Origin of the sequence: Chromobacterium haemolyticum DSM 19808 (genome assembly GCF_000711885.1) — a bacterium.
GTDB lineage: Bacteria > Pseudomonadota > Gammaproteobacteria > Burkholderiales > Chromobacteriaceae > Chromobacterium > Chromobacterium haemolyticum.
In genome coordinates this window covers 1-19,522 of sequence record NZ_JONK01000027.1, presented here as the reverse complement: position 1 = coordinate 19,522, position 19,522 = coordinate 1, and the positions used below count along the sequence as shown (strand labels likewise).

The 19,522-nt window shown below is 64.8% G+C and carries 20 protein-coding genes and 1 rRNA gene; 3 read left to right on the top strand and 18 right to left on the bottom strand.

Annotated features, from left to right (window positions below):
* Positions 1 to 12: 12 nt before the first annotated feature.
* From BR71_RS14910 to BR71_RS14885, 6 genes are all read right to left on the bottom strand, one after another.
* Positions 13 to 975 (bottom strand): UbiA family prenyltransferase, encoded by a 963-nt coding sequence (locus BR71_RS14910; RefSeq protein WP_208854887.1) that lies wholly within the window; start codon positions 973 to 975, stop codon positions 13 to 15.
* The gene (gene eboE / locus BR71_RS14905) at positions 951 to 2,186 is read right to left on the bottom strand and encodes a metabolite traffic protein EboE (RefSeq protein WP_081862692.1); all 1,236 of its coding nucleotides are present in this window, start codon (positions 2,184 to 2,186) and stop codon (positions 951 to 953) included. The genes BR71_RS14910 and eboE overlap by 25 nt, the downstream gene beginning before the upstream one ends.
* Positions 2,173 to 3,405, bottom strand: a complete 1,233-nt coding sequence (locus BR71_RS14900) for a 3-dehydroquinate synthase (RefSeq protein ID WP_208854886.1) — start codon at positions 3,403 to 3,405, stop codon at positions 2,173 to 2,175. The genes eboE and BR71_RS14900 overlap by 14 nt, the downstream gene beginning before the upstream one ends.
* 292 nt (positions 3,406 to 3,697) lie before the next feature.
* The gene (locus BR71_RS14895) at positions 3,698 to 4,759 is read right to left on the bottom strand and encodes a ferritin-like domain-containing protein (RefSeq protein WP_043639121.1); all 1,062 of its coding nucleotides are present in this window, start codon (positions 4,757 to 4,759) and stop codon (positions 3,698 to 3,700) included.
* Positions 4,760 to 4,772: 13 nt separating this feature from the next.
* Positions 4,773 to 6,740 (bottom strand): hypothetical protein, encoded by a 1,968-nt coding sequence (locus BR71_RS24480; RefSeq protein ID WP_043639117.1) that lies wholly within the window; start codon positions 6,738 to 6,740, stop codon positions 4,773 to 4,775.
* Positions 6,741 to 6,750: 10 nt separating this feature from the next.
* Positions 6,751 to 7,776 carry a hypothetical protein gene (locus tag BR71_RS14885; protein ID WP_052370621.1) on the bottom strand — a complete coding sequence of 342 codons (1,026 nt, stop codon included), beginning with the start codon at positions 7,774 to 7,776 and terminating at the stop codon, positions 6,751 to 6,753.
* A 577-nt stretch (positions 7,777 to 8,353) separates the two neighbouring features.
* Here BR71_RS14885 and BR71_RS14880 point away from each other — a divergent pair.
* Positions 8,354 to 8,692, top strand: a complete 339-nt coding sequence (locus BR71_RS14880; RefSeq protein WP_043639114.1) for a hypothetical protein — start codon at positions 8,354 to 8,356, stop codon at positions 8,690 to 8,692.
* 234 nt (positions 8,693 to 8,926) lie between these two features.
* Here the strand turns inward: BR71_RS14880 and BR71_RS14875 are convergent, their stop codons facing one another.
* The 11 genes from BR71_RS14875 to BR71_RS14830 form a co-directional block, all read right to left on the bottom strand.
* On the bottom strand, positions 8,927 to 9,580 hold the full coding sequence (locus BR71_RS14875) for a phage baseplate assembly protein V (protein WP_019102546.1): 654 nt from the start codon (positions 9,578 to 9,580) through the stop codon (positions 8,927 to 8,929).
* A complete protein-coding gene (locus BR71_RS14870) occupies positions 9,577 to 10,641 on the bottom strand; it encodes a phage late control D family protein (protein WP_244269646.1) in 1,065 nt (354 codons plus the stop codon). Before BR71_RS14870 ends, BR71_RS14875 begins: the two co-directional genes overlap by 4 nt.
* Positions 10,638 to 10,853 (bottom strand): tail protein X, encoded by a 216-nt coding sequence (locus BR71_RS14865; RefSeq protein ID WP_043639107.1) that lies wholly within the window; start codon positions 10,851 to 10,853, stop codon positions 10,638 to 10,640. The genes BR71_RS14870 and BR71_RS14865 overlap by 4 nt, the downstream gene beginning before the upstream one ends.
* A gap of 4 nt (positions 10,854 to 10,857) precedes the next feature.
* On the bottom strand, positions 10,858 to 11,769 hold the full coding sequence (locus BR71_RS14860; RefSeq protein ID WP_043639104.1) for a phage tail protein: 912 nt from the start codon (positions 11,767 to 11,769) through the stop codon (positions 10,858 to 10,860).
* 61 nt (positions 11,770 to 11,830) lie between these two features.
* The gene (locus BR71_RS14855) at positions 11,831 to 14,560 is read right to left on the bottom strand and encodes a hypothetical protein (protein ID WP_043639101.1); all 2,730 of its coding nucleotides are present in this window, start codon (positions 14,558 to 14,560) and stop codon (positions 11,831 to 11,833) included.
* Positions 14,561 to 14,684: 124 nt separating this feature from the next.
* Entirely contained in the window at positions 14,685 to 14,813 is a 129-nt protein-coding gene (locus BR71_RS25010) for a GpE family phage tail protein (RefSeq protein ID WP_194427266.1), read from the bottom strand.
* Positions 14,814 to 14,838: 25 nt separating this feature from the next.
* Positions 14,839 to 15,093, bottom strand: coding sequence for a phage tail assembly protein (locus tag BR71_RS14850; RefSeq protein WP_043639098.1), 255 nt, complete (start codon positions 15,091 to 15,093; stop codon positions 14,839 to 14,841).
* A 214-nt stretch (positions 15,094 to 15,307) separates the two neighbouring features.
* Positions 15,308 to 15,832, bottom strand: a complete 525-nt coding sequence (locus tag BR71_RS14845) for a phage major tail tube protein (protein ID WP_043592621.1) — start codon at positions 15,830 to 15,832, stop codon at positions 15,308 to 15,310.
* A gap of 2 nt (positions 15,833 to 15,834) precedes the next feature.
* Positions 15,835 to 17,271 carry a phage tail sheath subtilisin-like domain-containing protein gene (locus tag BR71_RS14840; RefSeq protein ID WP_043639095.1) on the bottom strand — a complete coding sequence of 479 codons (1,437 nt, stop codon included), beginning with the start codon at positions 17,269 to 17,271 and terminating at the stop codon, positions 15,835 to 15,837.
* A 2-nt stretch (positions 17,272 to 17,273) separates the two neighbouring features.
* A complete protein-coding gene (locus BR71_RS14835) occupies positions 17,274 to 17,471 on the bottom strand; it encodes a hypothetical protein (protein WP_043639092.1) in 198 nt (65 codons plus the stop codon).
* Positions 17,468 to 17,929, bottom strand: a complete 462-nt coding sequence (locus tag BR71_RS14830) for a Gp37 family protein (protein ID WP_043639089.1) — start codon at positions 17,927 to 17,929, stop codon at positions 17,468 to 17,470. The genes BR71_RS14835 and BR71_RS14830 overlap by 4 nt, the downstream gene beginning before the upstream one ends.
* A gap of 242 nt (positions 17,930 to 18,171) precedes the next feature.
* Between BR71_RS14830 and BR71_RS14825 the strand changes: the two genes are divergently transcribed.
* Entirely contained in the window at positions 18,172 to 18,519 is a 348-nt protein-coding gene (locus tag BR71_RS14825; RefSeq protein ID WP_043639086.1) for a Mor transcription activator family protein, read from the top strand.
* A gap of 260 nt (positions 18,520 to 18,779) precedes the next feature.
* On the top strand, positions 18,780 to 19,148 hold the full coding sequence (locus BR71_RS14820; protein WP_156038999.1) for a hypothetical protein: 369 nt from the start codon (positions 18,780 to 18,782) through the stop codon (positions 19,146 to 19,148).
* Between the two features lie 97 nt (positions 19,149 to 19,245).
* On the opposite strand, the gene rrf is transcribed toward BR71_RS14820, so the two are convergent.
* Positions 19,246 to 19,360, bottom strand: a 5S ribosomal RNA gene (gene rrf, locus BR71_RS14815).
* Positions 19,361 to 19,522: the final 162 nt, after the last annotated feature.

The following is a 19,522-nucleotide window of genomic DNA, read 5'->3' as shown; positions in this document are numbered from 1 at the left end:
CAGATTCTCCGTTCAAGTGCCCGGCACCCGGCGTTGCCATGTCCGGGTCAGCCAGGCGGCCAAAACCGCCAACGCTGCCCACTGCGGCTGGCCCGCGGCGGCGATGAACAAAGCGTCCGCCAGCGCGATGCCGGCGATCAGGCCGCCGACGGCGCGCGGCATGTCGCGGCCGGGTCCGGGCCAGGCCAGCCGCAGGCAATGCGCGCTCCACCCCAGGCTGAGCAGCAAAAAGGGCAGCGCCCAGGGCTGGAACGGTTGGCTGAGCAGGTAGAGCGGCGGCGCGGCCAGGCCCAGCAGCGGCGCCAGCCGCCCCAGCCCGGCGCGGCCTTCCTGCTTGGCCACGTAAGTCAGTGCGATCAGATAAGCCAGCAGCGCCAGCGCCGCCAGCAACAGCGGGCCGGATAAAGCTCCAGCGCCCAGCGCCAGGCCGCTGATCAGATAAACCTGCATCCGGCACAAACCCATCAGCAGCGGGCTGAGCGGATTGTGCTTGTGCCAGAGGTCGTAGAGCACCACGGTGGCGGCCAGGCACAGGCCGGCCAACAAGGCGGAGAGGCCCAGCGCCGCCAACAGGGCGACGCCGACCGCGAGCTGGGCGGCGCCGGCCAGCAACACCAGCCGCGCCGACGCCAGCCCGGCGGGAATCGGCCGTTCCGGCCGTTCGCGCGCGTCGATGTGGCGGTCGCAGACATCGTTCAGATACATGCCGGCCACGTAGATCAAGGACAGCGACAGCAGCAGCAAGGCCAGCGGCCCGCCGGCCACGGCGTGGCCGGACAATACCGCGCCGGCGAGGACGTTGCTCCACACCGTGGGCAGGTTGGATACCCGACCCAGCCGCAGCGCCAGCGACCAGACCCCGGCCACGCGCCGGCGGGTCTGGCGCGCATGCCGCCGCGACAGCCTCCGCCGGGCGCTGGTCTTGGGAATGGGCAGGGCGCGCTGGCCGCTCATCGCAGCTGGCCCTCCGCCCATTGCAGCTCCCGGCAGATGGCTTCGCCCAGGTCGCCCTGACGGTGGGCCGGGGGCAGCACGCCCCAGCTATAGGTTTCCACTTCCAGGTGGCCGCTCAGCGGCCGCTGGCGTTGCAGAGCCAGCAACCGCGACAGAAAGTCCTGGGTGCTGGCGAACGGCGCCAGCGCGGCGTGGCAGATGGGCACGTGGAAGTGGATGCGCCATTCGTCGGCCGGCTGTCGCGGCAGAGCCGCCAGCGCCGCCGGCAGGTCCGGGTAGCGCCACAGATCGTCGCCGCGCCGCGCCACCACTTGGTGCAGATAGGTGTCTTCGGCGAAGGCGCGCAGTGCTTCCGCCGCCATCCGGTCCGGCCGAGTCACGCGCAGGCCGGCGCTGAGCTGCAGCTTGGCGATGGCGATGCCGGCCTGATCCAGCCGCGCCACCGCGTCTTCCGGCTGTTCGTACTCCACCGCGGCGTGGCAGGCGTCCAGGCACACGCCCAGGTGCCGCCGCACGATGGCTTCGGCTTCTTCGCGTTTGACATTGCACCATTTGGCCACTTGGTTGAGCGCGGCCCGGCTCAATAGATGCAGCTCGAAGAAGGCGACCGCGTCTTCGCTGGTGGCCAGCAGGCAATCCGGCTCCGGTTCCAGCGCCAGCACGATGCGGCGGCCGCTGTCCTGCCGCAGCCGATGCAGGAAGGCGGCGTGCTCCAGCAGATGGGTGGCGATCCACAGCGCGCCGCTGCCGTCGCCGCTCAGATGTTGGCGATAGCCGCCGGGCACGGTGCTGACGCTGCCGTATTCCAGTTCCGGCGGCAGCAGCGCGGCCAGCAGCTGAGCCAGCCGGTTGCTGTAGTTCAGCCGCTGCGGGTCCCGCCAGTCCGGCAGGTAAACCGCTTCCTTCACCGCTTGCCGATGGAAGGCGCCAAAGGGGAAGCCGTTGAGGGTGAACACATAGCATTGGTGTTCCGCCAGAAAATCGCGGAATTCCGCCTGCGCCGGCTCCTCCTCCAATTGGCGCGCGGCCAGCGCGGACAACCGCAGCCCAATGCCGAACGGCCGGTCCGGCGCCACGCGCGCCTTGATCCGCGGCAGGTGGAAGCCCAGTTGAGCGCGCATTTCCTGCCAGCTTTCGCCGGGGTGGATATTGGTGCAGTAGCTCATGTGGACCGCGGGCAGAGTGGCGGCGGGCAGACTGTCCGGCCGTTGTTGAGGGTCAAGCAGCAACATGGTCTTCGCTCCTGTCGCGCAGCCAGTCTATGGCCGCGTTCATTCGATCCGCATCGATGGCGTGCACTTCCACCCCCTGCCCCAAACGCTGCAGCAGGGTGATGGTCAGTTCGCCGCCTAGGTGTTCGCGGAACTCATCCAGCCCGGCCAGCACCTGGCGACGCTCGCCGTCGCGCCAGTCCAACGCCGGGTGCCATAACGAAAAGCCCAGCCGCAGCAGTAGCCGGTGCAAACTCAGTTGCGCCGGTTCGCGCAGCAGGCCTGCCAACACCGCGTAGCGGCAGTCCAGCGCCAGCCCTATCGCCACCGCCTCGCCGTGGCGCAAGGCGTAAGCGCTCAGCGCTTCCAGCTTGTGCGCGGCCCAGTGGCCGAAGTCCAACGGACGGGCGCTGCCGAACTCGAAGGGGTCGCCCCCCTGGCCGATGTGGTTCAGATGCAGTTCGGCGCAACGCCGTATCATCCATTGCATCGCTTCGTCGTCTCCGTCGGTGAGCGCTTCGGCGTTGGCGTCCAGCCAGTCGAAGAAGGCGCGGTCGCGTATCGCCGCCACTTTCACCGCCTCGGCGATGCCGGCGATGCGGTCTCGGCGCGGCAGGCTGGCGATGAAGTCGTAGTCGTTGAGCACGGCGAACGGCGGCGCGAAGGCGCCGAGGAAGTTCTTGGCCCCGAAGGCGTTAATCGCGGTTTTGACACCCACGCCGGAATCGTTCTGCGCCAGCACGGTGGTGGGCATGCGCACCACGCGCACGCCGCGGTGGGTAGTGGCCGCGGCGAAGCCGGCCATGTCCAGCAGGGCGCCGCCGCCGACGATGACCAGGCAGCTGTGACGGTCCACATGGCATTGCTGCAACCAGCTTTGCAGCGCGAACAGCTGCTCCGGATCGTTCTTGCAAGCTTCGCCGCCCATGGTCAGCCGCGGCGGCGCGGCCAGCTCCAGCACGTCGCTGTGACGCCGGGCGTAACGCTCGAAGGCGGCGGGCAGCCGCGGGTGGGCGGCGGCCACGTCCTGGTCAATCAGAACCACGAACCGATGACGCCGTTCCGGCTCGCGCCGGCAAATGGCTTGCCGCAACAGCGGGTTGCCAGGGTCGCTCAGCAGGCCGCGGCCGAAATACACCGGGTATTCGAACGGCACGCTGAAGCGCTGCATGGTCATGGCCCCCGCGCTGCGGCCGCTTGCGGCGTCGCCGAGGTCTGGCTTGCTGACTGGCAGTGGCATGGCTCTGCTCCTAAAAAAACCGGCTCTTTCGACCCGCTAACAAAACCCCTGATCCCGCGTTGCGCCTCCTTGTCGTACCACTTTGTACTGCCTGCGTCGGCACGCCTTGGCTCAGGTTCTCTGCGAGGTTTTGTTAGCGGTTCTTAAATCTGCTGCGCGTCGACGGTCCGGCGCTGCGGCCCGCCTAAGCTTGGCTCCGTATCCCGCGGCCAGTGCGCTTGCTCCGATGAGATGGCAAACGCGGTCCGGCATCCGCCGGACCGCTTTGGCCTTGCGCAATGGCGAGCGGCGCTTAATCGCTGGTATCCATCCCCCCCTGCGTGTTGACGTAGCGATAGCTGGGCCCGGCGGTTTTCTCGCTGCCCGGCGCCACCGGCGTTTCCATCAGGCTCACCGCTTGCACTTTGAGGTCGTACATCAGGCCGATGGCGGTATCGATACGCTTGGGCTCGCCGTTAAAGGCCTGGTGCAAGGCGTTGAGCAGGCTGCTGTAGCTGTAGGCGAAGGCCTCCACCCTCACCTTGGCCTGGGTGTTGTCCTGGTAGTCGTAGTCCTGCGGATTGGACACCATCGGATAGACCCCGGCCGGGTCGTAGGGCACTTCGGCGCCGGCATAGGCGTAGCCGCCGTCCGGGGTGCTGACGATGCGGCGGCCATAATAGATTTCACCGAACTTGTAGTAGTGCGCCGGGTTGCCCGGAGATTGGTTCGGGTTGGTGCTGGTGCCCTCGCCTTCAACGATGATGATGTTGATGGCGTGCAGGGCGCTGGCCACGTCGGTGATGGGGAACAAGCGCTCCGGCGAGAACCAGCCCAGCACCTGCTTGGGCACGGTGGCTGGAATGAAGATGCCGTCGCCCAGTTCCTTGATCTTCTTTTTGATCGCGTCGTAGAACTCGCCGATGGTGGCGTAGTCCGGCTCTTCCTCGGCGGCGAGCTTGGGGGTTTCCACCGGCACTGGGTCTTCCGGTTCCTCGATCACCATGAAGGTGTTGAACACCAGCTCCTTGGAGAACGGTTCGATGCCGACGATGAAGTCGTCGCCGCCGATGGACATTGGCAGCGGCCCCGGATATTTGGGGATGAACGGCGGCTTGTTGATCTGCGGATGGCCGCCGATGGCGATCAGGATGTTGCCGGCGATGCACATGTGCAGCATTTCCTGCATCACGATGCTGTGGATCAGCTGGCGGATTTCCACGTTGTAGCCCGGCTTCAGCGAAAACATCGCGGTCAGATAGGGGGGAATGGTGGCGTGCTCCAGCTCCACCGCGTTTTGCAGATAGTAGTGCAGTTCCGCCGCGGTCTTGGCGGCGCGGATGCCGTGGATGATGCTGCGTTGCAAGCGAATCATGGCCTGTTCTCCCTCAATCCTTGGACGACGCGGCTTTGCGTCGCGCCTGGAGTTGCAACACCACCGCGCTCTTGCCGGCGATTTGCAGATCGTCCAATGCCACCGCCACCGCATCGGTGTCCACCTCCCGCGGCGCGGGCACGACGGCGGCCTTGAGCGGCGGCGCTCCCTTGAGCGGTTTGCCCTGGGCATCCGTCTGCTTCAACCATTTGAGGATGATGGCGCGCTTGTCGTCGGACAGGTCGCGAGTCACCGGCATGTGGTTGGGGTCGCTCATCGGCAGGGCGAACGCCAGTTTGAGGATGTCCACATGGCGCACCACGGAGTCGTAATCGCCCAGGTCCACCACGTATTTGCTCATGATGGGATAGAGGTTGCCGTACTGGACGAAGATGGGCCGGATATCGTCGTACCAGGTGGGATGTTCCGGCACCGGCACGCGGTCGAAGGCCAGCACGCTGACGAAATTCCAAGGGTTGTCGATGTAGTCTTGCGGCTGCAGCCGCAACTGGTAGCCAATGCCGTAGAGCTGGCCGTCGATATAGCCGCGCGGATTGCCCGGCCCGGCCGGAATCGCGCTGATCACCGCCCGGCCATGACCGCTGTCGTTGGTGTGGATGGAAGCCGGATACTGCACCGCGTCCACCGGCACGCTGATCCTGGGCGGCAACACCGGTTTGTTGTTGGGCGGCGACGGCGGCAAAGCATTGCCGCCGCCCATTGGGTTCTTGTCCTTGGGCAGCAAGCCTACGTCGACTTCGGCGGACAGCGGCTGGCCGTAGCGGCTGGCGAAGAAGCTGACCGGAAGCTGCTGACCGGCGTTCAGCCGCAGCACATGCTCGTCGGAACGCACGTAGAGACCGTCTATGGATTCTTGCACCAGCACCTGATAGCCGTCGTCGGCCGGGCTCAGCAACAACAGCGGACAGGCTTCCAGCGCCTGCCGGGCGCCGGGGATGGCGGCATAGTCGAAGTCCTGGATCGCCGCGGTCTGGCGAAACCACTCGGACGGCTCGTCGCTGGGCGCCGCGCCCGGCTGCGGCGGGTCGTAGGCCAGTTGGCCCAGCACGATGACCTGGTCCTTAGCCAGCGTGCCGCTGATTGGCGCATGCGCGGGCTGTTTCAACACCGCCATGGTCAACGGCCCCAGATCAACGAAGGCGCCGCTGGCGTCAATGATGGGCAGCGCGTTGCCAAAGTCCGCGGTCAGGGTTTGACGGTCCGGATGATTCTTGCACTGGAAGCTGTAAACCCCTTCAGTCGGCTTCATCATATTGTTGCTGTCCACCTGCGCCGTCATTTGCCGGCCCAAGATGAAATGCTTGGGCTCGCGCTCATGGTAAGGACCGATGGTGCCGACGATGTGGCCCTGGGTGTAGCGTGGAATAGAGGGGTCCCGGCCGTAGCCGAACAGATTGAATTCGATGGCCAGCAGGCCGTGCTGGGTGGCTTTGCGCATTGCCTCCAGCACCGGCGAGTGGCTGTGCCCCTGCCATTGCACGTTTTCCAGGATGGACTGGTAGTTGGCGGCCAGCGTTTGATCGTTGAATGCCTGGGTTTGCTGACGCTTCCATAAATTCATGAAGCCCACCGGCAGCATGTCGCCGATGAACAGCGCGCGCTCGACATTATCGGTCAGCCGCACTTGCAGCGCCCATATCTGGGACACCATTTGCTGTTGCGGGTCCAGGTCCGCCATCTTGCCCGGCGCGCGGCAGTCCGCATTTTCCATCGCCATGCCGATGATGGGGTCCTGCGCGCTGCTGGTGACCGGCTTGCCGTTGAGGCTGGCGCCGGTGACGCTGCAACTGACGAAGCGGAAAATGGCGGTGCCCTGCGGGTTCCAGCCCCCGTCGCCGTACTGCTGATATTGCTCCTTGAAGGCGTCGGAATCGTAATAACAGACATTGTTGTTGACGGTGGATACGTCCGACTGGAAGTAGCCGGAAAAGTGAATGCGGGGAGAGTCGAGATAACTCATGGCGGTTCCTTTACGGCTGCAAAGTGGCCCAGCTCGGGTCGGGTTGGGCGTTGGCCTTGTCGGCCGCCGGCGCGTCCGCCTTGCCCTTGTCCGGGCAATCGGTGGCGAACAGGCAGCACCATTCCGGCTTGGCCGGGCACATCTCGGCCACCTTCATCCAGGTCTGTTTCGGGTCCGGTTTCTGCGCACGGAAGTGGCTGTAGTTCTGGCTGACCATGGGCGCGTCCGGCGGCGAGCCTGGATCGCCGGAGAAGAAGAAGGACTGCGGGTGCCGGTACGGCGCGCCCTTGCCGCCGTCGCGCGTTGGCTGTTTGTAGAAGGCGTAGCCAAACAGGATGCTGCCCGGCTGCACCACGCGCGAGTACGCTTGGACGCTGCCGTTCAAGTGGGTGCTCTGCGCGGCGTTGTACGGCAGATGCTTGATGAAATCTCGACGCGGCGGGTGGTTGTCCAAGGAGAACTGACAGCACTGCGGCGTGCCCTTGGGTCGGTCCGCGTAGCGCAGGAAATAAGCCTTGTTGCCCAGCGATACAAAGGAGCAGCTGTAATGATTGCTGCCGGGGAAGATGGGCAGGCAGCGTTTTTCATAATGCTCCATCATCGCGCCGCGGCCATCGCCGTCCGCCGGCACATAACTGGAGTCGTAATAGCTGGCGCCGTAGGACGTTTCGTAATCCTGGCCCTCGCTCATCCCGGCAGGCGGCGAGGCGTACGGCGGCGGGTATTCCTTGATCGCCGCCTGATTGAAGATGCGATACATGGTCCAGTCGCTGACCCACCATTCAGGAAACAGCGGATCGCTGGGTTCGCCGGGCTTGCGCGGATAGACGCAGCTGCCCGGCAACAGACAGCCGACGGTGTTGTGCACCCCGCCGGTGTAATAGCTGTGACGCCCCGCCGGCGTGCTCTTCAAAACCTTGAGCGCGGCGGCGGCGGAAGCCTCCGGCATGTCCGCGGCCTGGACGCCGGCGGCGGCGCAAGCCAGAACCAGCCACCCCCAGCGCGAGCTGACGGAGACAGACTGTTGCAATGACATCGATTGTGCTCCTTCGTATTGGAACCCCGGTGCCATCCGCCCCCTTGGCGGCCGTTCCCTTCCCGGCTGACTGCGGACGGCGCCGCTTCACAGGCGGCGAACCCGCCCTCTCTGATGCAGCGCACTACGTATAGTCACTTAGTATTAATTCGCACCAACAATCATGCTTTTATCATTACATGCAAGTGTGGTTATAGCTGGCGGCCAGATCAGCCGCAAAGGAAAATGTGAGATGCGAACTAAGCGCGGATTCAAAGGCTCGGGAGCCAGAGCGAGACAAGGCGAAAACGAGCGAAAAAGCGGAATGTACACGTGGTACATGAGCATTTTGAGCTTGTTTTTAACGCCGTATCGCCGCAGCGCAGCAGATCGTGAACAGGTTCTAAGCGGTTTGGGCGCGGCGGCTTTCTCCGGCCTTGACCCCAAGCGCGGCGCTGGACGACAATTCACGACGTGCCGGAGTTCCCCGGCGCCGGGAACGCGGCCCACGCAGGCCGGCAGGCCACCCCGCCATGGACTTGCCCGCTTCCGATCGGTACCGGACAGGCTGCGCCGACATCAATTGGAAATTTTCATCATGGCCCTCCCCCCCACCTCCTCTGCCGCCGAAGGCAAACCCACTCATCAGTTGGGACAGGCCATTGCCCAATTACAGGCGCTACGCCAGCAACACGCGGAGCTGGGCATGCTGGATGCGGTGATAGACGAATTGAGCCGCTGTCATCAATCCATCCGCCAGATCGCCAGCCGCCACCTGATGGAGCTGGATACCGCCAACAACAGCCTCAGCGCGGCCCTGCAGTTGCTGTGGCAAGGCGAGGACGCAGGGGCTTACGGCAGCCATCTCGCCTTCATGCTGGAGCCGCTGCACGCGATGCAGGTGAACGCGGCCAGCGAGTTGAACCGCTTGCTGTAAGAACGTGTTCACGGTCTCATGACCAAGAACGAGGCAAGGCGGAAACGACCGAGAAATCAGCATGCGCGAGCGGCGCACGAGCAAAGTCATAGCAATGCCCGCGGTACTGCGGCTCCCCCGGCGCAGCAGACTGTGCGCCGGTGCGGATTCTCTTGCCCATGAAACAACCCAGCCCCGACGGCTCTCGCCATCGGGGCTGGGCGCTTGACGCTGCGGTTAGACTAAACGCGACGCCTACACTGGTCCGCCGGTCATGCCGCCCGGCGCCGGATGCACGTGGCCGGCCAGGCTCTTGCCGCTGGCCACCACGTCGCCGCCGGCGTTGTTGAAGCTGCCGCCGCTCTGGCTGATATTGCCGGAGAAGCTGGCGCCGCTGCCGCCGGAACCGCTCAAGCCGCCCTGGTAGGTGAGCAGGCCCTTGACCAGCAGGGTGCCGCTGATCTCCGTCGCCGGCGCGTCTATGCTGACCTTGGCACCGGCCTTGAGGACAATTTCCGCCCCCGCTTCCACCACCACTTTTTGCACCCCGCCGCTGACGGTGAGCTGATGGGCCGCGCGATCGTACTCCAGCGTCGCGCCGTCGGCGAAGCGCCGATGCCATTTATCGACACTGGCCACCGGCACCGCATCGGCGGCGGAGAAGATGGCGCCCAACACCACGCCGTCCTCGCCGCGAGCGTCCAACAACACCGCCACTTGTTCGCCAATGTCCGGCAGCCAGTAGTCCTTGTCGCGGCCGCTCTTGCGGCTGAGCACCGGCAGCCAGGCAGTACGCAGCCGCCCCAGTTCCGGCAGCCGCACGCGCACGCGCTGGGTATTGGCATCCACGGCGGAGACGCTGCCGAACTTGAGGGTGGCCAGCGCTTCCGGCAGGGGTACGTCCATCATGGCTTGTTCCTCTCGTTTGCTGTGTTTTGGGCGGCGCCGGCGCTCACCCGTTTCAGTTCCAGTTCGCAGACATAGCCGTCCTGACGGCTGATGCGGTGGCTGGCGCGCTGGATCTGGTAACGGCCGGACAATTTGCCGAACCCGTCCAGATCAATGTTGCTGCCGGCGGCCAACTGCGGCGAGCCGTCCACGGTGATGGACATGCGGGTGCGCTCCAACTGGCGCCGTTCCAGTTCCGCCGCCGCCATCTGCTCCGCCTGGCGCTTGCCGGCCGCCTTGCGGGTGAGCTTGACGATATCCGCGCTGCTGGCCTTGCCGCCCGGCGCCTTGGCGTCGGCGCGCACGCTGGCGGTGCGCAGCGCGCGCTTGGCCGGATCGTGATAGCTGACGTCCACCTGGGCCGGCACCTTGCTAAGCTGGTCCTGCGCCTGCCAGGCCATCAGCTGTGCCGGGGTGTAGCGACGCACGCTGGGGCTCTGCATCAGATCGCTGCGTTTCCAAAACACCAGCTTGCGGTTGTTGTCCATCACCTTGCAGACATAGCCGTGCTGGTCCGCCACCCGCTGCAGGAATTGCAGATCGGTTTCGTGGTACTGGGTCAGCCGGTCGATGTTCACCGTCTCGATCTTGCCCTGCAGCTTCATCCGGTGGCGCTTGGCGACGCGCTGGGCCAGCGCTTGCAAGGTGATCTGTTCATAGGCGCGGCCGTTCTTGGTGCGCAGCGGATGCTGCACGCCGGTGGCCAGCGCACGGATGCGCACGGTGGACGGCGGCGAGCGGTATTCCACTTCGTCGATGTCGAAGCTGCCCGCCGCCACCAGCACCGCGCCGCGATAGCCCAGTTTGAGCGCCAGCGTGGCGCCTTTGTCCGGATACCAGCCGTCCAGCCAGCGCCCGTCCACGTCCTCCAACTCCACGTCCAGTTCGTCGGACTCGCCGCTCAGGTGGTCGGTATAGCTGACGCTGAGCGCGTGGCGGGCGATGTCCGCGGTGATGGATTTGCCGTTGTAGCTGAGTTCGAAGGCCGGAGTCGGCACCTCCTGCGCGCGGCTGTCGCTCATGAGCGTCTCCACGGCGGCAATTGCTCCAGCGCCTCGCTGTCCGCGGCCTCCAGCACCGGGATGGCCAGGGTCAGGCCGGCGGGCAGGGTTTCGCCTATGGGGATGTGGGCGTTGTTGGCGATCAGCTGCGCCATTTGGCCGACATCGCCGTAATAGCGCCAGGCGATCTGGTCCCAGCGTTCGTTTTCTTGGGTCACATGGTTCAGGAACATGGCGTCACCTCAGGATGCGCCGCACCGCGGCCTTGGCGGCCAAGCCGGCCAGCGGCTCGGCCAGTTCGCGCAAGGCCACTTCGGAGCGGCCGTTGATTTCTTCGCAGGCGGCCAGCTTGTCCAGCACCTGGCCGGCCGGGGTGCCTGTCAGCAGCCGGCCCATCGCCGTCATGTTGAGCTTGGCCTGCTGCAGGCTCTGGCCCACGCGCACCGCGTCGCCGGCCAGCTTGCTGTATTGCTCGAACTTGGCCATCTGCTCGACGCTGACTTGCAATCCGGGCGCCGCCGCCTGCACCTCCTTGAGCAGGCCGGGCAGCTTTTCCAAAGCCGCAGCCGGGTCGCGGCCAGCCAGCTGACGCAGCTCTCGCGCGGTGTTGATCACGGTCTTGACCTTGCCCACCACGCTTTTCACTTGAGCCACGGTCTTGGCCAGGCCGGCGATATCGGCCTTGAAGCGCTCCAGCCCGGCTGGCAATTTGAGCTTGCCCGCGGGCAGGCTGGCCGCGGCCTTGGCCAACGCCGGCTTGGGCTTGGGCGGGGCATCCCCACCGTACTCGCGCAGGCTGAGCTGGGCCTCCACCGCCAGCAGGCTGCCGCTGCGGTCGGTCTGACGGCCGGTGCTTTGCAGTTCGGCGATGACGAAGCGGCCTTTGTAGTCGCCGTTGCCCAGCACAAACGCCAAGGCCTGGTGCTGCAGCCTCGCCGCCTGCAGCTTTTGCAACTCCTCGTCCGGCTGGCAGTAGGCGGCGTGCAGCACCAGGTCGATGCGGATTTCGTCCAGCTTGTCGCCGACGAATTGCAGCACCGGCTTGCCGCCGATGCGGCCGTGTTCGGCGAAGTCGCTGCCGCTGCGCTGTTCCAGGCCGTCGAAATAACTGATCAGATCAAACTCGATATTGCCCAGTACCGCGTACATGGGTTGCCCTCCGAATGGGTGGAAAGAGGACCCGGCGCGCGAGCGCGCCAGGCTCCGCGGCTCAAGCGCGGGCGCTATAGCTACGCCGTTGCCTATCCGCCTCGTAGCGCCGCATCAGGCGTTCAAACTCGGCGTAGGACAACTGCACCGCTTGCTGCACCTGCTGCTTCACCGTGGCAGCCGCGCTGGCAGTAACGGTGATGTGCGGCGCAAAGGTGACGTTCATCCCGCCGCCGGCGTTCTTGGCGGGCGCCTTGGCCGCCGCGACGCCTTGTTGCAGGCGTTGCAGCTGCCGTGCGCGCACTTCCGCCTGGGCGGACACCGAGACGCTGGCCGTCACTTCCGCGTTGCCCCCGCCGCGCATGCCGGTCGGCTTGTTGAAGTCCACCTTGGGCGGCCGCGACGGCGGCTGGGTAGCCGCGGGCGGAGGCGCGGCGGGCGGCTGCTTGGCCTTGCCGGGCATGGGCGCGCCGTGGATGGCGTTGCCCACCTTGCCGCCGGCCCATTCCCCAGCGTATTTGCCGGCGAAGTGGCCGATAACCCCCCCCACCAGAGTGCCGACGCCGGGCAGGATCATGCTGCCGATGGCCGCGCCCATCGCCGCGCCGCCTATGGAGCCGCCAGCCTTGCCGCCTATCTTCCAGTACTCCTTGTTCTTCTCTGTCTGGCTGCGGTTGGACTTGCTGACGTTCCAGGCTTCCTGGCCGGCCTCCATCACCGTGATCACCGAGCCGGCGATGCCGGCCTTGAGCAGGCCTCCGGTGCGCTTGAACACTTCCTTGCCGATGCCGAGGCCGGCCTTGGCCACGCCAACCCCCGCCTTCAACAACGGAGCCGCCCGCTGGGCCGCCGCCCTGGCCAGCTTCGCCGCGCCGCTGACACCGCCGCGCGCCAATCCAGGCAGGCGCTTCATCCCGGCGCCGATGCGGCTCGCCGCCGAACCCGCCGCCTTGGCCGCGCTCTGCGCGCCGGCCTTGGCCTTGCCCGGCAAGCTCTTGAGCCAGTCTCCCGTCTTCTGCACGCCGCCGCGCAACATGCCCGGCACTTGCTTCAGCGCATTGCCCAGGCCTTTGACGCCGGCTTTGGCCAAGGCCGCGCCGCGGCGGAACAGGTCGCCGATGCCGCCAGGCAGGCCACGTCCCTTAGGTAAACGCCGCGGACGCGGACTCCTTCTGGGATTCGGCTTCGGACTGGGCTTAGGTCTCGGACTGGGCCTCCGTTTCGGGCTGGGCTTGGGACGCGGCTTGGGTCTGGGTCGCCGCTCCTTGCGGCCCCGCTCCCGCCGATCGTTCTTTTTCTCCTTATCGCGCTTGTCTTCCTTTTTGCGCTCGTCCCGGTCCGGGTCCATGCTGTCGCCGGGCTTGTCGATGTCGCGCGTGACCGGCTGGCAGCAACAGCAGCAGTTCTCGGGCTTGGCCTCCATGCAGTCGCCCGGCTTGTCGGCCTGGCTCTGGGTGGCGCCCGGTTTGTCTTCCTTGAACCATTCGGTGCCGGCGGCCCACAGTTTGCTCAGCAAGCCGCCCTTGGTGTCCTGATAGCGGCGCAGCGATTTGCCCACCTTGTCGCTGATCTCGCCGGCCTTGGTTGCGCCCTCTTCCAGCGCTTTCACCGAACCGAGTATGCTTTCCACGCTGGGCAGCTTGCCGCCCAGCAGCGGATTGAGCTTGCCGTGCACATAGCGCAGCGCCTTGTTGCCCATGCCTTGCGACAAGGTCTTGTGTACCGTGCCGGCCGCCTTCGCCACATCGCGGCTGATGCTGCCCAGCTTATCGTTGAATTCGATCAAGGGCGCGGCGTCCGGCGCCGGCAGGCCTTGCAATAGCCGAATGGCGGAGCGGATCTTGCCGCCGCCGGCCTTGCCCTTGGCGGCCGCGCCGCCCGTCTTGCCCGACGCGGCAGACTTGGCGCCGTCTTCTTTCAACAGCGCCTCGCTGGCTGCGGCGATCTTGGCCAACACACTGCCCGGAGCATCGGCGTAACGACGCAGCGCCCGGCCCACCCTGGCCGCGCCCTTGGCGATGGTGTCGCCGGCGTCGCGGGTGCTTTCCAGCGCCCCGAGCATGCTGTCCACGCTGGGCAGCTTGCCGCCCAGCAGCGGGTTGAGCTTGCCGTGCACATAGCGCAGCGCTTTATTGCCCAGGCCTTTGGATAGGACTTCGTGGGTTTTGCCGGCGGCGTCGGACAGCCAGCGCGAGGACAGCTGAACAGCGTCGGCCACGCCTATCCATCGCTGGATGCCGGGCGTGCGCAGACGCTTGAGAGTGGATTCGAGATCGGGGGGCGCGTCTTTGGCTTTGTCGTCGCCGTCGCCGCGGGGTGTCGGCCGTTTTGGGCAGGTTGGCGGGCGAGGATTGCAGGTGGCGTCTTTTTGCCGCTCCTGGCTTTCCAGCACCCGCTGTTCCACTTCGATCACCGCCTTGACCTTCACCGAGGCCTGCAACTCGACGCGGCACTTGGCCACCAGTTCGCTGACCTGGGACACGCCGGGCAGGGCGAGCTTGACGCCCTGGCCGCGTTTGACGCTGTCCAGCCAGGCGTCGTGCCGCTGACGCAAACGGTCCAGCGTCAGCTCCAGCTTGTGATGGTCGCGCTCCAGCTGCGGCAGATCCAGCGCGGCGAAAGCCTTGCGGGAACGCTCCACGCTGTCGCTCAGCTCTCGCTGGCGGTCACGCAGGCGCAAGCTGGTCTTGCCCAGTTCGTCCAAGGAGGCGCGCGCGGAGCGGAAGGCGTTGTCGAAGACCCCGGACAGCGTCGCTCCCACCTTAAGGCCGATGAAAAACTCGCTTACCATGGTGTTAGCCTGTGAGTATGTGGGGAGGGCCGCCAAACCAGCTCCGGCGGCTCTGGGTGGGGCCGGCGGACGTCCTGACGGATGGGCCGGCCCCGGGCCGCGCGGACGCGCGGCGCAGGAAAAATCAGTCTCGATCCAGCCACTGTTGTTCGCGCTCGTGGCGGCGCTGGACCTCTCGCTCCGCCACCTCGCACCAAAACCAGTAGTCGTCCATCGCCAGCGCGTCGATTTCCGACGGCGGCAGGCCGAGCACGGTCAGCAGCGCTTCGTCGAAATCTTTAAGCGTCGTCGGAGACGCCCACCATGTCGCGAAAGCAGTCCGCCAGCGCGCGGCTGTCGGCGATGTCGAGCTGGTCGATGTCTTCCAGGGTCAGGCCGGTCATGCGCGCGAACAGAAAATCTTCCTGGTCGGCGTCGTCCTGGCTGTGATGGCTGGCGGCCTTGAGGTCTGCGCGCTTCAGGCGGCTGATTTCCAGGCTGTCCAGGCGTTCGCCGGCGGCGTCGGTGAACGGGTATTTGAGTTTGATCTTCATGGGAGCTCCTTGTCGCGGACTGCGTGGTTGATGAGCTTCATTGTCCGGTTTACGGCCCTGCGGGTCTGTTAAAGCCCTTTAGGGAAAGGCTTGAAAGCGCCAGCCGGCTTGCCTGCAAACTGAATCGCCGTGGCTCCGGTGGACCCGGCCAAGCCGGGCCCACCTTCATGGAAACTGGAGCGTGCCGACAAGCCGGCCGGCGGCCGGCCCTTCATCAGCCGCCGATATTGCGGCGGTACAGTTCCAGCATGTCGTTGCCGCCCACCCGGAAGATATTGGCCAGGTAGTCCAGCTCCAGCACATCCTCGCCGTCCACTACCTGCTTGATGTAGGTGGCGGAGAAGGAGGAGCTGAAATCGGCGTTTTCATGCTGTTTGTAAGTGCCCAACGGGTTCTTCTTGAACATCACGGTCAGGAAGGTCACCAGGCTGACCTGCTGCAGGCGACCCTGCGCGCCGTAGGTCTCGATGCTGGAACGGGCCTGCAGCTGCACCGCCTGGAACGGATTGGCGATGATCTTGGCCACGTCCTTGTACAGCGAGTTCCACTTGATCTCGCCCTCCAGCTTGTCAAAACCGGCCGGCAGCTCGATCTTGCCCACCATGCCCAGCGCCTTATGCTCCTGCATGATGGCGGACACGTCCGGCAGCTTGATCTCCTCGGCGCGACCCAGCAGCGAGTTGCCGTTGATATAGATGTTGGCGTTGGTGATGCGGTTGATTTCAATCTTGCCTGCCATGATCAATTGCCTCCCTTCAGGCTCAACAGGTATTCCGAGGTGATCTCGGTTTCAAAGGTCAGACGTTCCAGCGGCGGCGGCACCGTGTACTTGTAGCTGATCAGCAGGTGGCCGGCCGCCAGCTCGGTTTCCGGATTGCGCGCCGTGTCGAACCAGGCTTTGAAGCCCAGCAGCGCGCCGTCGCCAATCAGCTTGCGGCCGTAGCCGTTCACCGATTCCACCAGCGCGTCGATGGTGGCCTGGTTCAGCGGCATATCGATGAACTGCTGGCTGAAATAGCGAATCGACTCATTGATCACGTCGCCGGTGCGGCGCACGTTCTCGAAGTTGCGCATATGGCTGACGGTGGGCCAGGCGGCGGTGCGGTTGCCCCACAGACGGAAGCCGGAGCCAAAGCTGGAGAACACCGTGGTGATGCCCTGCTCGTTCAACAGGTTCACCTCGGACTGAGGATCGTCGATCATCGCGGTCAGCTGACGCTCCACGCCGATGACGCCGGCCAGTTCCTGATTGGAACTGGACCACCAGAAGCCCTTGTCGTTGTCCACCTTGGCGCGCAGGCCGGCGGCGCGGGCCGACAGCGGCTCCAGGCGAGTGTCGTTGGTGGCCGGGTCATATACCTTGACGTGCGGATAGCACAGGCGCACGCGGTCGCTGGACGTGTTGAAGTTGATGCCGCCCGCCGGACCGCGGCCGGCTTGCGCCTGGGCGAAGCTGGTGCCAATCGGCGCGTCAACATAGGCGATGGCGTCCAGCTTGTCTGCCATGGCGGCCATGGCGCTGGCCACCGAGTTCTGGGTGCAGAAGCCCGGAGCGATCAGCAGCTTGGCGAAGAAGCCAAAGCGGTTGTAAGTGTCCTGCAAGGCCTTCAGACCGGTACGGTTGCCGGCGGCGTTGACCGCGCCGATGATGTCGGCGGCGGTGATCTTGCTCGGGTCGGCGTAATCGTAGCTGACCTTCAGCACCGCGCCCGCGGCGATGGCGCCGTCTTTCACACGCGTGATCTTGCCGTTGACAGCATCCAGCAGGTAGTCGGTCCCAAGCGCGTAAGCGGTGGCACCGTCGGCGCTCTTCACCGCCACGTTCAACAGCGCCGCCTTGGCGGTTTTGCCCTGGCCGGTGGCCGCGTCCAGCGTCACCGCCTCGCCGGCCACCGCGGTTTTATGCACGGCCGGGTCCAGCACGTTGATCACCACCACGGTGCCGGCGCCGTGATCGTAGATCGCATTCAACGCTTGCGGAATGGTAAAGCCGGCCAGTTGCGGGCCAAAAGCCGCCGCGTCTTTTTCCGACAGGCACAACACCGGGGTATGGGCTGCCTCCGGCGCCGTCGGCGCGGTGCCGATCAGGCCGATCACCGCCGATTTGACGGTGCGCACCGGGCGCGCGCCGCGTTCGACTTCAATGGTTTCCACGCCATGCAGATAATTGGCTGCCATGCTCAAGCTCCTTGTTCAGCGCTAGGGGACGTCGATGCCGTCGCCGCTTGCGGCAACGGGCTCAGATGCTGCAAGGCCAACAGCATGCGGGTGTAATCGTGCTGTTCCGGCATCTCCACCTCAGCGCCGGGAAACAACATGATTTCCTGGCCGTCGGCCAGAGTGACGCCGCTGATCGGCCCGGAATACAAGTACTTCATGACTGCTCCTCCTTAGTGACTGCGGTTAACACAGGCTCATGCCCCGGGGCCGCCTCCGCCACCTGCAAGGTGTCGGCGGCCAGCGAAATGGCGTAACGGGCGATACCGTCGCTGAAGCCCAAAAAGGTTTCGCTCGATAAGCAGGCGGGTCGGCAATCCGGCGCGGGGAATCCCAGGCAGGCGCTCCGCGCCGCGTCCAGCGCTTCCGTATCGTTGAGTTGCGCGCTGGCGCGCCGCAGCAGCAGCGTCAGCTCCAGCTGCAGCGTGCGCTGCTGGCAAACTCCGGCTACATCGCGCGGCAAGGCGAATTGGCTGCCGCGGTAGCTCAACAAGAGCGCGCCTTGCGGATGTTCAAGCCGGTAATCGGCCGGCGCGGCGCAATGCTCGACGCTCAATGACGGCAAAGCGCCGCGCAAACGCGCCAACAGCGCGTCAACAATTTGGGAAGTGCTGGCCACGGGCGGGCTCCTGGACATCGTGGGAAGAAAGGCGAGATCACTCGCAATGACGGTTGCCGACGGCGCCTGGCCATCGAACGAGGGCAAGGATGCGCCACCAGGGTCCTGGCGGTCTTTTAACGCGCTTTACAGAAAAGCGGCCGCCAACGCGCCCCGGTCGGCGCTGACACGCGTCATCCGGGCCGCGCGCGCGAAGATGACGATAATGTCCTTCATCGACACCGTCGCCAAAGGACAACGCCATGCAAGCGCGCTTTCGCAGCAAAGGACCGGAACTGCTCGTAGATCTGGCACAACACGTGGCCATGACGCTGAGGCAGCTCGCCAACACCGAGCAGCAGCAAGCGGAACAACTGGGCCAGGAAATCGCCGAACGCATGGCCAAGCACTGGGGCGGACAGAACATCTATTTCCCCATCGGCCTGTCCTATAAATCCTCCCAGCGCGACCAGCAGATCTACCGCGAATTCACCGGCGGCAACCACGCCGAACTGGCGCGTCGTTACGGCGTCTCGCTGCAATGGATCTACAAAATCATCAAAACGGAACGCCAGCGAGAGCAGGAACAACGCGCCAGCCAGGCCAACTGAGCGCCTCCCAGTCGCTCGAATGCAAAAAGCCGCTCATCCGAAACCGGAGAGCGGCTTTTGTCACGCAAATTTTAAACAAAATTGGATTAATAAAGGCTTGATTTGTAACTTTTATAGATATTTACTATTAAACACGGTTTTAACATATTAATTTTTTGCTGGAATCAAACTGGATACCGCCTATATCTAGAAGGCCACACCGCCACAACGGCCGCCAGAGTCGTTGGGAACAAGCTTATTCGATCAAACGGGGTATTCATATGAAACAACCAGCGTCGCTTGCCGCCATGGCTTGCCTGCTGCTGTCGTCGGTCGCACTGGCCGACGGCGGCGTCATCATCTTCAACGGCCGCATCGTCGAGGCTCAATGTCCACTCGCGCTCAACGCGCCCAGCGGCCTCAATGGCCCTAGTCGGCTGGAAGTCGGCAAATGCAAAGCTCCGGTCCACATCCAGGCCCTCGCGACCAACGGCGAGAACCTTCTTGTGCGGGCCAACGCCGACGCAAAATCCAGCAGCCAAGCCGCCGCGAACGGCTACGACCTGGGTCGCAGCGATAATCTGCGCAGCTTCAGCATCGCCACGCCCAAAAACAGCCAGCGCGGCCAATTGGTCGTCAGTTACTACTGAGCCCTGCAAACGCGAAAGCCTCCCATGGAGAGGCTTGGCAAGATCTGAACACCAATGCAAAAGCCCAGCTCGTCTGAGCTGGGCTTCGCAATCGGGCGTCTGGCGGTGTCCTACTTTCACATGGCGAATGCCACACTATCATCGGCGCTAAGGCGTTTCACGGTCCTGTTCGGGATGGGAAGGCGTGGGACCACCTCGCTATGGCCACCAGACATAAACTGGTACAAACTAGAAGAAGCCTGGGCTGATCTTTGATCAGCCCACATATATTCGGTATTCAATTGTGTCGCACATCCACACTTCGTCGCTCAGTCTCCCAAGCCACTCAAATGATAGGATCAAGCCTCACGAGCAATTAGTATCGGTTAGCTTAA